Here is a 14,769-nt window from a genome sequence, read left to right as displayed (position 1 = left end):
GCAATTGGTTTGGTTGAGAGGGGGTTATAAGCGATAAAACGTGCCGTTAAACAAAGAGAGGTATGAACCTTACCTTCTCACGCTAGAGAAAGATACTGTCCATACCTATCCATCGGACTGGAATAGCCCCTATCTGCTATTTAGAACTGACTGTACAATTGCGGAACCGCCGGCGGGTATCCGATGGGTTGCCAGCGATCGTTAAAGGTGTATTTGGCATAAAGCATAAAGTGGTTTGGCGTATAGAACTCAGAGCGTTGTAAATCGAGTTCAGCTCCCAAGTACCAGCGCTTACCAACTCGCTTCTCAAGCGCAGCTTGCAACGATGCACCAAAGCCGCCCCCTCGCTCCGAGCCCGTCTCCTGAGTCAAATAAGGTGCATCTTCAACCGTCCAAGAGTTCGAAATCGAACCACTCAATTGATACGACCAACTATTTAGATAACGACCATAATAGTTAACGGGCAGTGACAGAGAAACGTAGCTCTGTGGACTGTAATAGCCACCGTGATGCAATGAGTACTCACCTAAGTTTTTATCATAACCTAAGTAGATCAGGTTGCTACCAATACTCAATCGCTGATCGTCATTAGCAATCAGTTTATAGTAAGCTCCGCCTAATAAACCCAGACGGGTGTTGTCTGCAACCTTCTCTCCATTCAACACGTGATATTGGGCACTGCTCCAAAAGCCATAAGGCCCACCAATATCCCAACTACTACTCAGACTCACTCCGCTACGAACTACACCGCCCCACTTGGTTCCGGCAGGGTCTTCAGTACCACTCGGGACGGTCATCCCCGCGTAAGAAAGCATGCTGCTCGTTTCTGGACGGCGGGAGGCTTCAGCTCGCCAACCAAACTCTCCCAATTTCCCTGCAAGGCTTATCCCACCAACCCAAGTCGTATGGTCAAATCCGACAGGTGTTGTCCCGAGATCAACTTGCCAATCTTCAGCTTGCCACCCCACGCCTAACGCAAAACCTTGAGCGTCATTGCTAAATATCGTCTCATTGCTGTCTGTACTCTTCTGATAATATTCCAACTCACCTGAGTCAATTGACACATAATCGGCTCTTAGCAACAAGTGGCCATCAAGAGACTGCACGGGAATACGAGCTTCAATAGGTACTTGGTTTGACGTATTAAGACCATCACGAGCGCTATAATCCCAACCAACTAAAATATGGCCATCGCTGCGATCACGCATCTTATCGATGTCAGCTTTGACGTTTTGCGTCAGCCAATAGTCATCAGCGCTATCGTATAGTTCGCGTAAACTTGGTGACTCCTGACTCGCTTGTTCTGGTTGTGAGCTTTTAACTATACGATCACTGTTGAGAGCTTGATAAGCTCTCTCTTCAGCCAACAACCATTGCTGGTTTCTCATTGCGAGCGCCAAGCTGTTGCGGTACGTAAAAGTATCCACCTGCTTGGTTTCATCCAACAAACGATTCAGCTCATTGGCCTCACTTTTATAACCAAGTTCGTTAAATAGAGTGGCAACCGTTATCAACTGCTCTGAGGTCAAATCGTGACGTTTTTGACTCAATAGAAGGTGCAAATCATGGCTACTTCTTTCATCACCAATAAGAGCCGTTGCGCGCAGCATGCCGATCTGAGCCTGCGTCTTAAAAGGTTCAGGCTCCTCTTGTACCTGGCTGTATAACGGTATTGCTTGTTCTGCTTGTTGCTGAGCCATGAGCAGGTTAGCTTGAGAAAGCGTTCGACGTGTTTTCAGCTCATCGAATTGGAGCGCCGCAGAAGCGCTTATTTCTTGGTCCGCCGAGCCAATATCCAAACTTTGATACCAATGGTCAAAATCCTCATACTGGTTCAAACTGACCATCATGTTGCCATACGCTAATCGCTCCTCAACAGACCATTGCGGGGATGATGAAATAGTTCGATAGATGCGCATCGCTTTGTCGGGGAGTTCAATTTCAACCCAAGCCCCTACAATCCGAGCTAACGGTAAGATCTGCCCCGCATACTTGGATTCTAGATGGGTGAGCAGAGCAATCATAGAGTCAGGCGAAACCTGATAGCGTACAGATAAGTGTTGAAGCTCGGCGTCTAACTTAAGGCGCGTTAAATTGCGCTGCATAGAAGGTGTACGATCTGGTTTAGGTACACTTTCTAACACTGAAATTGCTTGTTCAAGCTGAGATTCCTGTGCTAAGAAAATAGCGTAAGCAAACACCATTTCCGGCTCGCGGTTATCTCTCGCCCACTCGGTCATAAGCTCAGCAGCCCGAGGCTTGTCCCCCATAGAGCGAACAACATCTGCTATATCAAGTCGGAGCCAAGGAGATGTTGGTTGCAATGCGATCAAATCATTAACAGCCTCCTCCATTGCCACTTGATCATCATTGGCAATAGCCACTCTAAGTCTGGCCAAAATCAATTCTGATTCAATACTCTCAATCTTAGCTGCAACTACTTTTTTCTGCGCCGAGCTATATCGGTTCGCTAGCGACTGGGCACCTTGCAAATCGCGCTGTTCAATTCGAACATCCAGTCGCCCACCAAGAGCTGAACCATTCAGCTTGTCACGTTTAATCGCCTGACTGTATGCTTTGTCTGCTGCAACAAAGTTTTGTTGACTGAGATAGAGAGCCCCCAAAGATACATACGCATAAGGCTCACTGTTATCTACTTGAGCGGCTTTTCGATAAGCACTTTCTGCCTGTTTAAACTTCTCTTGACGAGTAAAAACATCCCCTTGATCAAGCAGTGCCCAATACTGTGAAGCTTCAATCAAACTCGACCATTTAGAGGCATTGTCTGGATTCTGGTCATTCGCTTGAGCACGTTTAAAGTACGCCAACGCTTTTTGTTGTAACCCTTGACGTAAGTAAACCTTGCCCAATCCCCCTAAAATTTCGGGCTCATTGGGACGTGTAGTTAGGGCATAACGAAGTTGCTGTTCAGCTTGGGTAGTTTTACCTTGTTCAAGCAACTTAAGACCTTTCAACTTCGCTAGGTAGGTGGGGTCTTTACGTAGCTCTTGCTCCATCATCCAGCGTTTACCCGCATCATTATACGCTTGCTGAATCTCAAGATCTGAAGGGTAATAGCTAGCTAGAATCGCATACTGCTCAACGACTTGCTGTGAAATGGGAAGTTGCTCTAGAGCTCTTAGCCACGAAGTCGCAGCGCTTTTTCCTGTGCCGATGGAAAGGGCTAATGTCTGGTATGTCGCCAAAATCCACGAGTCACCTGGGTTCTGTTTACGAATATGATCTGCCAAAGCTAATTGGAACTTGGGAACGCCAGGGTAATCCGCGTTTAAACGCTCTAAACCTCTTTTAACTTTGCTCCAGTTACCTTCAAAATTGCTAATTAACTGTAGATATTCAAGTTGCAAAGCCGCCGATGGCATGCCGTGTGGGAAGAGGCCTTGATATGCTTGAACTGCTTCATCATAACGGCCAGATTTTGCAAGCAGTTTTGCGCGCTGATAATCCGCTTTCTTCTCGCCATTGAGAGAAAGAATCATACGCAGGTTCTGCGCTTGAGGTGAGTCAGGAGCTTGCTTGTTTAATTGCTGGTAGGTTTGCTGAGCTAGATCCGCTTGCTGGCGCTTCAAGAACATGTTCGCTTGATAGAACAAGCCGGTTAGATTGCTCTCCTCGACAGCAAACAATTGTTCAAGAGTACTTTCAACAATATCGTCTCGGCCTACCGCATCCGCTAACTTGAGCTGACCAATTAACCAATCAACAGAATCAACACGCGCGAGTGAAGTTGAAAATTGCACTAATGACACTGGCTGATAAACTGCCGCCAGTTGCTCTTTACTGAGCGGCGCTGCGTAACTCGCTTGCGCCACATTTATTCCGCTGGTCATTGTCACCAGCGGAATCAGCCAAGCAACACGCCTAACTATTGACATTGCTCGCTCCATGCAGGTAACAGCTCTCCTTGCTCCCCAAAACGGTAGTGCCCTTCATACCAGCCCAGTCCAAATAAGCTCAGCACATTATCGTAGTAGTGATCATTTCTATCACTGACCAACTCTACTTTCACTCGTTTTGCCTGTGCTTCAGCTAAATCAGATTGGCCAACGGCAGACAGCAATGGCAAAGCCGCAGCGGAAAAACCAGCACTGCCCAATTGTGAAAAGTGCCCTGTTTGTGTATCGACTTCACGAGGCGGTGCGCCTAGCGTTTTTGTCGCAGTAATAAAAGGTTGCATGGCTTCAACTAATGCCGTTTTCTCTGCGACATTATCATCCAGCATTCCAGCCCAAAGATAAGTCCGAATAGCATTGTAACTACCTAAAGGACCTGTCACTTCATCGCTACTGAATTGTCCCTTATGGAGGGTAGCCCAATCAGGGCTGAAGCCAGCAGGCATAGTACCAAACAACATTTGGGCGCTGGATTGGTACATCGACTGCCATGAATATTGAGGATAAAGTGCCTGCATACGCGCTAGAAGTTGCAATGGAACGTAGCTAGGGTTCACTCGATAGCCTTGTTCTAAATGAAACCCTACCGGAGCAGGAAGCAAAATGGTCCCGATGCCTTCAATCATTGCAGTCTCTTCGCGCAGAATACGACTCGCCAGTAGATGCCCCAAAGACTGATAATAGTGGTTATCCCAAAGACGCCCTGCTTCAACTAAAGCATAGGCAATCCACAAGTCGGAATCGGATGCTGGGTTGCTGTCCAACACATCAAAGCGACCATTTTCCGTTCTTCCCCATAGCCAAGCAGGTAATTGAGCGGTTAAGTCACCACCCGCCAAATGCTTTTCAGTCCAACCCAAGACCTGACTAAATGTTTGTTGATCGTTCGCGACTAAAGCGAAGAACAAGGCATATGACTGGCCTTCGGAAGTCGTAATCAAACGCTCATCGCTACCATCAATAACACGCCCTTGCTCAAGGTAGATAGACTTAAAGGTTTGCCATTGTGGCCACTCACAAACATCAGCCCAAACCTGAGGTGTGATCAGTATCAATAACAAAGAGATCAGTTTTTTCACTCTTCCTCCTCCTCAGAGTTAGACAAACGTTTCGCTGCTACTTGACGCAGTAATCGCCACAACACAACCGTGACTATCACCATCAACAACGCAGCAAAGCACGCCACAATAATTGGGTGATTGGAGAAGTGGTACCAAACTAACTGCCAGACAGGTAATTCACCAACATAGTAATGGTTACCAACGTTGTAACTGGCAACTTCATCGTTTCTAAAAGTGACTACAGAACCATACATGTACTCCAGCTTGCCAGAATCAACCAAAGCACGATCGACGACCGCAAAGTCCGCTGGATGAGCAGCCATGATGGAGACGAGGCTGCGATTACTGGTATACGGAGACTCCATACCATAAATAGCCGCAAATGAACCGTTTGCATTGACTGACACATAATCATTGGCCTGCTGGTTGGCAGTGCTAGGATCCATCCAGCTCATTCCCAATTGGTGTTCATTTTTGATGGGCAAACGAATTTGACGCTCTGCTTGCTTCACGATAACGCCAATTTGACTAGGATCCGCAACGGCTTCTTCTAATGCATTAGCCACACCAATACTTAAGATATCTTTATCCTTGAGTCGGTCAGCATCCCACTTATCTGTCAACGTCACCTGAATACCAGGGTAACCAGAGTTCATGCCCATGCTTCCCATCACATTAACGTAGGTTTGCAGCACTTCTAATGGGCTATTTTCGGGAACAACAACCGCTGTCTCAGACAGATCCGCCATTCTGGTATACGGGAAACCTGAGGAGGCAAATGCACGCATATTTGGCATTTCGATATAATGAGGAAAACCACTGAAATCAATAGTTGAATCACCATCAATAACGCCATATTGCTTACTTGGCTGAGTCACTTGACACAGGCCATCCGTCACTGAGGCAAAACCAAACTCAAGTTTAATATCATTACGACTATCGACCTTAAAGGCTGGGATGCGCACTCGATCTTGAGTGTTTAATATGTTGTCATCCAAGAGTGGGACACGTACACGGCTTGAAGCCCCACTTTGCCCTGAACTGTTTAAGTTAAATGCTTCTACGAACTGATCGTTAATACTAACCGTTAAGCGAGAGCCGGAGTGATCTGTCGCGGGGGGAGAGTAACGATAATTGAGGTCCATTGGGATCCCTCTACTCTGCCACGTGAAAAGGTCCGGAGGCATACGCAAACTAACATTGATCGGTGGAGGTGTTCGTCCCTCAACTTGCAGCATGCTTTTTTGTTCCACAAGTTCGGCAAAAGCTACTGGTCGATCGGTATTGATCCAATTGGGTGCATCATAAGCAACGCGCGGTTTTAATTGACCGACAGAGTTAATCTTCGCCGATGGCCCAGTTAAAAGCTGATCTCCAAGAGCTAAACCCTGTACGGCAGTATTCAGGTCCTTCCCATCACGGCCAATAATTAAAAGCAACTTCACATAAGGGTCAGTTGGGTGCGTAATAACCTGAACTCGGGGACCATCTGTGTCTGGAAAATCTCGGAGAAAATCGGGCTTATTGTCGTTGGTGATCATCACCACGGCATGTTGGTCTGGTAAATCATCGACACTAAGTGGAAATTGGGCTCCGCGCCAACCAGAAAGTGCGCCAAAGTAGGAACTCAGAACACCGGCAGCCTTAACTTCATCTAAGTCATAGTCGCTGCCCATAACAACAGGCAAGTTTAGTTGGCTAAAATCACGTTTGTCGAAAAACGGAGCGGGCAACAAAGCTAAATCACTCTCTAAACGCGTCTTCTGAACAAACATCTCAATTCGGCTGCTTTGGCTGATCTCAGCCCAAATACTTGAGTCATTTGGGTTTGCACACTCTTTCTTAGTATTACCAATTAGCTCAAAACGTAGCTGGTTGAAGTTACTGAAATAGCGCGTATCAAGTGGCATAGAGAGGCTTAACTTGTTTCCTTGCTGCCCATCAAGTATCGAGGCCACGCCCATCAACTCATTGTTTAAATAAACCTTAACGTGAGAGACCAGAGAAAGTAACGCTGGCGATGGCGTAATGTCGAAATACAAGGTTGCGTTTGACACTACCTCATCGAGACGCGAACCAAAACCAACATAAGCACTGGCTTCACTTCCCAAAATTGGAATAGAGCCACCGTAACCCAATTGGCTAAATGGGACGACGCGCTTATACACGTTTGAACTGTCCGCAGTTTGTAACTGCTCAAACGGAACGTGAGGTGATTGACTGACTTCTTGTGCCGTAACACCGCCCGATATACACATCAAGGAAATTGCTGTGGTTAAGGCTGTGAGTTTTTTATTGTTTAACATGGCTATTGGTCCTGATTGGGACATATTGAGGTCTAAGCGACCAAATAAAGTTGATACAAAATGAAAGTCCTTCCACACCAGTCCTAACGAATTTAGGACAGTGTCCAAGCAAACGCTTGTATCCTGTAAAACCGACTTGTAGCACAACCTGCATGCTCGCCAACGGTTTGTCTGACTTATAGCTCTGTTGCCATTTAGACCAGGTATCCGCGCGTGCAAATGTACATTGAACATACTGGATTTTTTGTTTATGCGGCATCTCCTCAAGTTGCATACCCAATAAACCGTTATGGGTAAAGGCAACCGTCATCGGAAAAACAAACTCTTGTCCGCCACGATTTAAGATCACTTCTAGAGATTCACCGAGCAACCCCTGACAGGCTTGCTCATCAACACCGTTAACTTCGATACTGCCGCCGCCGAGTGAGAAGTCTTTCATCTTCGCTTGCAAAATATGGCCAGATTTAAGCCTAATACCAGCGGGAATCGAAACCTCAACTCGATGGTCTTTCCTGACCTGCTTAGCCTCAACCGCTACCGCTACCGCAGCGCCAAGAATCAGTAGGTTGTACACTGTCCATAGTAGATTTACGATAACCGTGCCGATCTCATCATTAGGCCCCCAGCCTATACGGTACAACCCGACCGCAAAACCAAGAATGTTCAAGCCAACCAAAGCAAGATAAGGTAGAGAAATCACCCAATCGTAATGCGATTTCTCCACTAAGCCACCTTTAGCAGTTACATTAAATGTTCCCTTATGAGGGGCAAAAAGAGCAACAGTGGTTGGCCTAGCGATGTACCATGCAAGTACCGTTTCATACACTTCCCCCCAAAACGAATAACGATAGTCCCCTTGCATCCGGGAGTTGGTCATACTGGCATGGACCATATGCGGTAAAACGTACAATACAATCGCTAGAGCTGGCGCATAAATCACATAAGAGTGCAGCAGTAAAAAGGCCAATGGCGCAATCAAGAAAACAATCCTAGGTATTCCAGACAAGAAGTGCAGCATTGCATTGAGGTAACAAAGCCGCTGAGAAAGCTTCAGCCCTTTACCCATTAATGGATTATCAACCCTGAAGATCTGCGCCATCCCCCTCGCCCAGCGGATACGCTGTCCAACGTGAGCAGACAAGGTTTCTGTCGCTAAGCCCGCAGAAATTGGTTGTTTAAGGTATGCAGAACGATACCCTAAACGGTGCATACGTAAGGATGTGTGTGCATCTTCAGTCACCGTTTCAACGGCGATCCCGCCCACCTGCTCTAGCGGCTCACGACGCAAAATGGCACAAGACCCACAGAAAAACGTCGCATCCCACAAGTCGTTACCATCTTGAATCAGGCCATAAAACAAGTTGCCTTCGTTAGGCACATCGCGGAAGTTCGCCAGGTTACGCTCAAACGGATCAGGCGAGAAAAAGTGGTGCGGTGTCTGAATCAAAGCGAGCTCGGGGTTCTTTATAAACATCCCCATCGTAAGCTGGAAAAAGGCGCGCGTTGGAATGTGGTCACAGTCGAAAATTGCGACAAACTGACCATCAGTATGTTTCAAGGCGTAGTTAATGTTGCCCGCTTTTGCATGCTCATTGGTTGGCCTACGTATGTAGTTGACGCCAACTTGCTGAGCAAAATCGCGAAAGCTGTCTCGTTTGCCATCATCCAAGATATGAATTTTGAGCTTGTCTTTCGGCCAGTCGACTCCCATCGCCGCGTAGACCGTCGCTTTCACAACATCGAGATCTTCATTGTACGTAGGGATCATCATATCTATTGTTGGCCATAGGGATTGATCCTCTGGCATTGGCGCGGGCTTACGGTTCAACGGCCAGATATTTTGGAAATAACCCAGCATCAAGACGATCCAGGAATAGGTTTCCGCCATTAGCAAAATACCGCCAAGAAACAGCGCTAGAGAGTCATCCCAGTTCAAGGTTGACGAATAACGCCACCAAAGGTAGCGGCATGATGCCGTCACTGACAAAATGATCAGCAGCATAGTCGGGAATCGGCCCGGTATGCGTCGCACCATCATTGCCAATGCCCATAGCAACACAATAAACACAACTTGCGCTTGATAGCCAAATGGCACGGTAAAACAAAGTAGCGCAAGAAATACAACCAAAAACAACAATGCGTAATTCAACAACATGGCTGACTTACTGCTTTTGATCCGCTCACGCGTCTGTGGGTCTCTCATCTGATTGGCGGCATCTTCCAGCCAACTAACCCCTTTAGCCACCGAGTAAAATGGCATATAAAAGATCTTGCGCAGCCACTTTGCTAAAAACAGGCTTGATTGAGCAACCGATTGACCAAGCCCAGTGGGCGTTGATTGTTTAAAGCAGATCAACCAAATACTTTGAATGGCAAATCGAATCGGATCAAACAAGCGCGGTGCAGCAAAGTTGACTTGTGGGAAATAGATTAAAGGCAGCTTCCACGAAGGTACTCCGCCAATTTCTGGTTTGAGAAACACAAAGCAGAATGAGAACCAAAGCGAAAGTGTCACGCCACCAAGCCAGCTGGCTTTACGCCCCCACTCTTGCTCATATACTTTTTTCTGCACACTGAATTGCTCAACAACCCAGCGACGGAAGATAAGATTCAAGCTATGCATGATCCCACCTTAATAACTTGGGTTGGAGAGGGCGGACACGCACCAAAACGCTAAAGATTGAAAATCTTTCGCCGCCTGACTGGATGCCGAATGATGCTGCACCGTTGTTAAGTTTGCAGCGCTCTCTAACAATGCGGTGTCCAGATGAAGATAGACTGGGGCTAAGGCACTTTGTAACTCATTTTTCAACACGAGCATAAAGTCACGCCCCACCTCTGTTTCAGGTTGGTATTTATTCAGCAAAAAACGCATTTTATTGCTATCAAGCAGCTCTGCGATAATAGGATTTCGCTGCAACTGAGATTGCAAAGCGGCATAGCTCATCGCTTCTGCATTTAATACGACGAATACCCTATCCATTGAATCGATCAAATCACGTCCAGCCGGTGATTCAAGCAGCTCCAGTTCGCCATGAAACAGTTGCCACTGCTCCTCTTGCTCGACTTGAAGAAGCGTGTTGCCGAGTTGAGACATCACGTCCCCCCCAACCTCACTAAACGTTGCGCGTTGTTGATCGTTCAACTGACCAAAGGGCAAAAAAGAGACGCCCAAAGGGCTTTGATAGCCAGCCTCAATAAAAGGTTCTTCGACCAGCATCCGGGCAGCCCAACCATCTCGTTCCGACAAAGTGAGCCCTAGATGAAAGCGAAGCAAATTCTCTGGCGATAGATCGACGGCTAACACCTGCTTGTTAATTTTGACTAGAGTTTGAGCCAAATTGGCTGTCACTGTAGTCGCACCACAGCCTTTTCTCAAACTTACGATAAGCAGACGTTTCATAGGGATTCCGTTGAACTGTTTTTCACCTGTTGCTTAAGGTGCTCATGACGATTTTCGGAAGCACTTACTTTAAGTATCAACCACTTGTTCTTAGCTTCTAAATATGACTCACTTTCGGTTGTCTCTCTATAATTTGAATGTGATAGGTCATAAGAAGCATAAATCGATTTAATATCTTTCGCGGTTTCAGTCAAAATACTATCCACATAATTTCTAAACCAATTAAAACGAAGAAGCTCTTACACAAGAGCTTCTATATTGAACCGGCCGATAAAAAATTGACACACATACCGTATGCCACCAGATAATTTAGTCTCTAAGCAATAGCCCGAACAGCAGACAAGAATAAGGGAAACACTGACCCCTCTAAATCAAATTATAAGTAAGACTATAATTGATTGGGCAAGTATAGACGTTCCCTTTATTGAGATTTGACTCATCAACTTCGACGAAGATAATGCTATATCTAATTTTAATGTTGATCAATTTCGTTTAAGATCACAGTGTCATATTTTTGTCACAATGGCAATTGCAATGCACACTGTACTCGTCAGCGTACAGCTTGACAAAACACACACAAACACAACATAAACCACTGACCCAAAAGGCTTTTCCATGTCATTAATTAACAGTTTGCCCGCAGTTATCAGTGAACAAAATAGCAAGTCAGTCTACGTCAATTTGTTTACACATAAGCATATGGTCCTAGAGTTCCTCTCTAGTGCCTCGGCTATCAGCCATGATAGCTGCGTGACCAGCTTTGTCGATAAGGACACTTTTCTATCTGGACTTGATAACAACTCTATACAAGCTTTTGATTATTTGGCAGAAAATCACATTAGTTCGCTTTATTTTCTCGCGGTAAAAAAGGCAAAAAAGAAACTAGCACCATTAATACTCGCAAAAGATTTATATAAGCTAACCCTTAGAAATAATTCACAATTAGTGCTTATTCTCCCTGATTCAATACTGTCTCACTACAGCGATGATGACATCGGAGTCTTTTTAAGGAAAATAAACGCTTTGGCACGTAAGAAAAGTCTGAAAGTGAATATTTGCATTTTTGGTCACCTCGCCACCTCCGTTCTCAAGCCAAAACTGCTCACCATCAACCAATTTATTGCTGGTTTGACGACAATGGCTGTGTTGGATAATTCGCGCTACAGCTATCTTATCGATTTTTGGTCCAACACTCATGGCGTTAAGTCAGAGCAAGAGTTCATTGTGACCTTTGGTGACCAAGGCCACCTACAAGCCACTCAATACGAGCATTTCCTTTCAACAGATGTAAAAGAAGACAAAGCAGACAGTGAACGGGTCTATATGAGTAAAGACGCGGTTATGGAAGGCGCTGTCGTAGCCAAAAGTATTCACTTGGCCGACAACAACCAACATTTGATCGACATGCTCGACAGCCCCAGAGCTTCTACTCTTATCTTTAGTTGCACAAGCCAAGGAGAGGTTCATCAGTTGGCGCTCGATTGCTACCGCTTAAGAACTCAAGCAGGTCGCCAACTGAAGATTATAATCCGCGAGACCAAACAGTGCCTGCGCCATGCAGATGAACAGTTCTTCCTCCGAGCAGGCGTTAACTTGATTTGCCCAGCACAAGTGCCGCACACGCGATTTATGACACAAGTTGAGGCCATACAAGGCCAGATACTGACGCGAACCTTGCCTCGGACATTAGACTCTCTGCTGAAATACGATGTCAAATTTGGCAGCAAAGGATACTTAAATCATCAAGATTTCATTCAATACTGCACGGACATCATTACCAACTCAACTCACGCTAATGTGAATTATTGTCTGATTAGGTTAAAACTCTTGCCTGGTATGAGTGCGGGTGAATGTTTACGACTTTGTCATATACGCAGAGATGGCGATGTCGTTACGGCGGGTAATACCGCCTTGTACGTTCTGTTCAGTATGATACGCCCAAGCGACATAGACATGGCATTGAGCAACATCTTCGAGTTCCCTGTCCGCGACTTGTTTCATTCGGTCCGCATCTTTGATACACAAATCGATGTTGAAGCTGAGCTAAAGTACATAGTGCAAGACAAGGTAGAAGTGGCGAAAGAAATATCCAGTTTGGCGACAGAGCAGAAACTGTTTAGCCCAGCGGCTCACACCATAGCTGAAGAGCCCGAACTGTTTGCCGTAAAACAAGCCATTCGCCTTAAGGGTTAAGTATGAATATTCATGATTTTTTACTCACCGTAGGCATCAGCCTAACTGTCGGTCTTTTTCTCGGTTATTTTATGCGGGATGCAGTGAGAATGCTCAAGCGTTTCTACCAGCGCAGATTGCAGCACTCAAAATATTTCGAACAAGACCTTTCTATAAACGAAAAAAAGAAGCGTAAGTGATGACTTCACATTCTCAACAACCACCTCTATTTTCGATTGGCCTTGGATGGTGGAACATATATTTTATCGCGAAAGTGGCCTTGTATATTCAGGGCGTCATTGATTTCCATCCATTGGAAAACTTTGCCTTATTGCTGTTTATTTTGCTGCCGATACGAGTGAAACCACTCAACATATTCCGTCACTTGGTGGCCGTACCCGCTGCCGCATGGTTATTACATTACGACTCATACCTTCCACCGCTTGAACGCTTATGGGCGCAAGCAGGCCAATTGATGCAATTTGAGATGAGCTACCTTGTTGAGCTACTCGGTCGATTTGTCTCTCTTGAAGCCGTCATTGCTATCTTTACGCTATGCGCAGGCTATTTTCTATTGAGTAAGTTTGTCCGTGTCTCAGTGTTAGTGGTTATCGCCATGATCATGGTGAGCCTTCCTGAAAGTGAGCAAAGCCCCGCGGCTACCGTTGCTGCTTCTACTGCACCAGCCACGCCGACTCAAAGCGAGCCAACCACCCAACCTGAGATTACTGAAATTAACGACACCACTCTAAATAAGCTAAAGGAAGAGTTTTTCGTTCAGGAATCTTCTCGTCGAGTCACGTTTAGCAGCACAGAGCAGCAAAGTGCACCTTTCGACATGTTGTTTTTAAGTGTTTGCTCTGTCGCATGGGACGATATTGAAATCGCGGGTCTGAGCGATCACCCACTATTTACAGAGTTCGACATCATGTTCGATAACTTCAGTGCTGCGACGTCTTACAGTGGTCCTGCGGTTGTCAGGCTACTCCGTGCCAGTTGCGGCCAACAGAAGCACGCACAGTTGTTCGATCCTGCACCGAGCAAACAATGTTATCTGTTTGATAATTTAAAGAACTTAGGCTTTAAAGAAAACTTGTTGATGAACCATAATGGTATCTTTGACAGTTTCCTTGAGCTGATAAAACGAGACGGTGACTTGCAAACCAACTTGATGTCACAAGAAGGCTTCACGCCATATCAAAAATCGTTTGATGGATCTTCAATCTTTAGAGACAAACAAGTGCTTGATAATTGGTGGCAACAAAGACTCAGCAGCAATGATGAAAAAGTTGTTGCCCTATACAACTCAATTTCACTCCATGACGGTAACCGCATCATCAATAGCAAATCTGGTACGTCGCTGGTTAGTTACAAAGCTCGCTTAAAGAACCTGCTTGATGATTTATACGCGTTCTTTAAGCAGCTTGAAGCCTCAGAGCGCAATATCGTGGTGGCTTTAGTTCCTGAGCACGGCGCAGGAATGCGAGGCGACAGAATGCAAATTTCCGGTATGCGTGAAATTCCTGCCCCAACGATCGTTCATACTCCTGTGGGCGTGAAAATCTTTGGTCCTGGACTTCAACGTCAAGGAAATACAGTGCATGTTCAAGCACCTTCTAGTTACTTGGCGCTATCACAGTTGGTATCGAATATTCTTGAGCAGGATATCTATACCAAATCGACGTTCAATCCAGCTGAGTTGGCCAACGGGCTCCCAGAGACACGCGTTGTAGCACAAAACTCTGGTTCAACTGTTATTGAAGTCGACAAGCGTTATTACGTATCTTTAGATGGAACCAGCTGGATAGACTACCCTAACTAGATCACCGAAGTGCTGGCCACTCATTGGCCAGCCATTTCGTTGAGGGAACAGATAAAAAAAAGCCGCAAATCATTGCGGCTTTTTTATTCAG

The 14,769-nt window shown here is 45.9% G+C and carries 7 protein-coding genes; 2 read left to right on the top strand and 5 right to left on the bottom strand.

Annotation, left to right across the window (positions count from 1 at the left end; genetic code table 11):
• Positions 1-140: 140 nt before the first annotated feature.
• Genes RH45_RS01735 through bcsQ form a run of 5 tightly spaced genes read right to left on the bottom strand, consistent with a single transcriptional unit; the run spans position 141 to position 10,684 of the window.
• The gene (locus tag RH45_RS01735; protein ID WP_039958118.1) at positions 141-3,896 is read right to left on the bottom strand and encodes a cellulose synthase subunit BcsC-related outer membrane protein; all 3,756 of its coding nucleotides are present in this window, start codon (positions 3,894-3,896) and stop codon (positions 141-143) included.
• Positions 3,887-4,993, bottom strand: coding sequence for a cellulose synthase complex periplasmic endoglucanase BcsZ (gene bcsZ / locus RH45_RS01730; protein WP_008073020.1), 1,107 nt, complete (start codon positions 4,991-4,993; stop codon positions 3,887-3,889). The genes RH45_RS01735 and bcsZ overlap by 10 nt, the downstream gene beginning before the upstream one ends.
• Entirely contained in the window at positions 4,990-7,281 is a 2,292-nt protein-coding gene (gene bcsB, locus RH45_RS01725) for a cellulose biosynthesis cyclic di-GMP-binding regulatory protein BcsB (protein ID WP_008073018.1), read from the bottom strand. The genes bcsZ and bcsB overlap by 4 nt, the downstream gene beginning before the upstream one ends.
• The gene (gene bcsA / locus RH45_RS01720; RefSeq protein ID WP_008073017.1) at positions 7,268-9,904 is read right to left on the bottom strand and encodes a UDP-forming cellulose synthase catalytic subunit; all 2,637 of its coding nucleotides are present in this window, start codon (positions 9,902-9,904) and stop codon (positions 7,268-7,270) included. The genes bcsB and bcsA overlap by 14 nt, the downstream gene beginning before the upstream one ends.
• Positions 9,905-9,913: 9 nt before the next feature.
• Positions 9,914-10,684 carry a cellulose biosynthesis protein BcsQ gene (gene bcsQ / locus RH45_RS01715; RefSeq protein ID WP_008073016.1) on the bottom strand — a complete coding sequence of 257 codons (771 nt, stop codon included), beginning with the start codon at positions 10,682-10,684 and terminating at the stop codon, positions 9,914-9,916.
• Positions 10,685-11,299: 615 nt separating this feature from the next.
• On the opposite strand from bcsQ, the gene bcsE reads away from it, so the two are divergent.
• Positions 11,300-12,877 (top strand): cellulose biosynthesis protein BcsE, encoded by a 1,578-nt coding sequence (gene bcsE / locus RH45_RS01705; RefSeq protein WP_008073013.1) that lies wholly within the window; start codon positions 11,300-11,302, stop codon positions 12,875-12,877.
• A 178-nt stretch (positions 12,878-13,055) separates the two neighbouring features.
• The gene (bcsG, locus tag RH45_RS01700) at positions 13,056-14,678 is read left to right on the top strand and encodes a cellulose biosynthesis protein BcsG (RefSeq protein ID WP_008073009.1); all 1,623 of its coding nucleotides are present in this window, start codon (positions 13,056-13,058) and stop codon (positions 14,676-14,678) included.
• Positions 14,679-14,769 lie beyond the last annotated feature (91 nt).

It is taken from the genome of Vibrio sinaloensis DSM 21326, assembly GCF_000189275.1.
GTDB lineage: Bacteria > Pseudomonadota > Gammaproteobacteria > Enterobacterales > Vibrionaceae > Vibrio > Vibrio sinaloensis.
Note: the sequence above shows the minus strand (reverse complement) of the source record. Positions and strands in the feature narration are given on the sequence as shown.

Coding starts and splice junctions, on each gene's coding strand:
- RH45_RS01735 (WP_039958118.1), bottom strand. CDS start 3,896: ATGTCAATAGTTAGGCGTGTTGCTTGGCTGATTCCGCTGGTGACAATG.
- bcsB (WP_008073018.1), bottom strand. CDS start 7,281: ATGTTAAACAATAAAAAACTCACAGCCTTAACCACAGCAATTTCCTTG.
- bcsA (WP_008073017.1), bottom strand. CDS start 9,904: ATGCATAGCTTGAATCTTATCTTCCGTCGCTGGGTTGTTGAGCAATTC.
- bcsQ (WP_008073016.1), bottom strand. CDS start 10,684: ATGAAACGTCTGCTTATCGTAAGTTTGAGAAAAGGCTGTGGTGCGACT.
- bcsE (WP_008073013.1), top strand. CDS start 11,300: ATGTCATTAATTAACAGTTTGCCCGCAGTTATCAGTGAACAAAATAGC.
- bcsG (WP_008073009.1), top strand. CDS start 13,056: ATGACTTCACATTCTCAACAACCACCTCTATTTTCGATTGGCCTTGGA.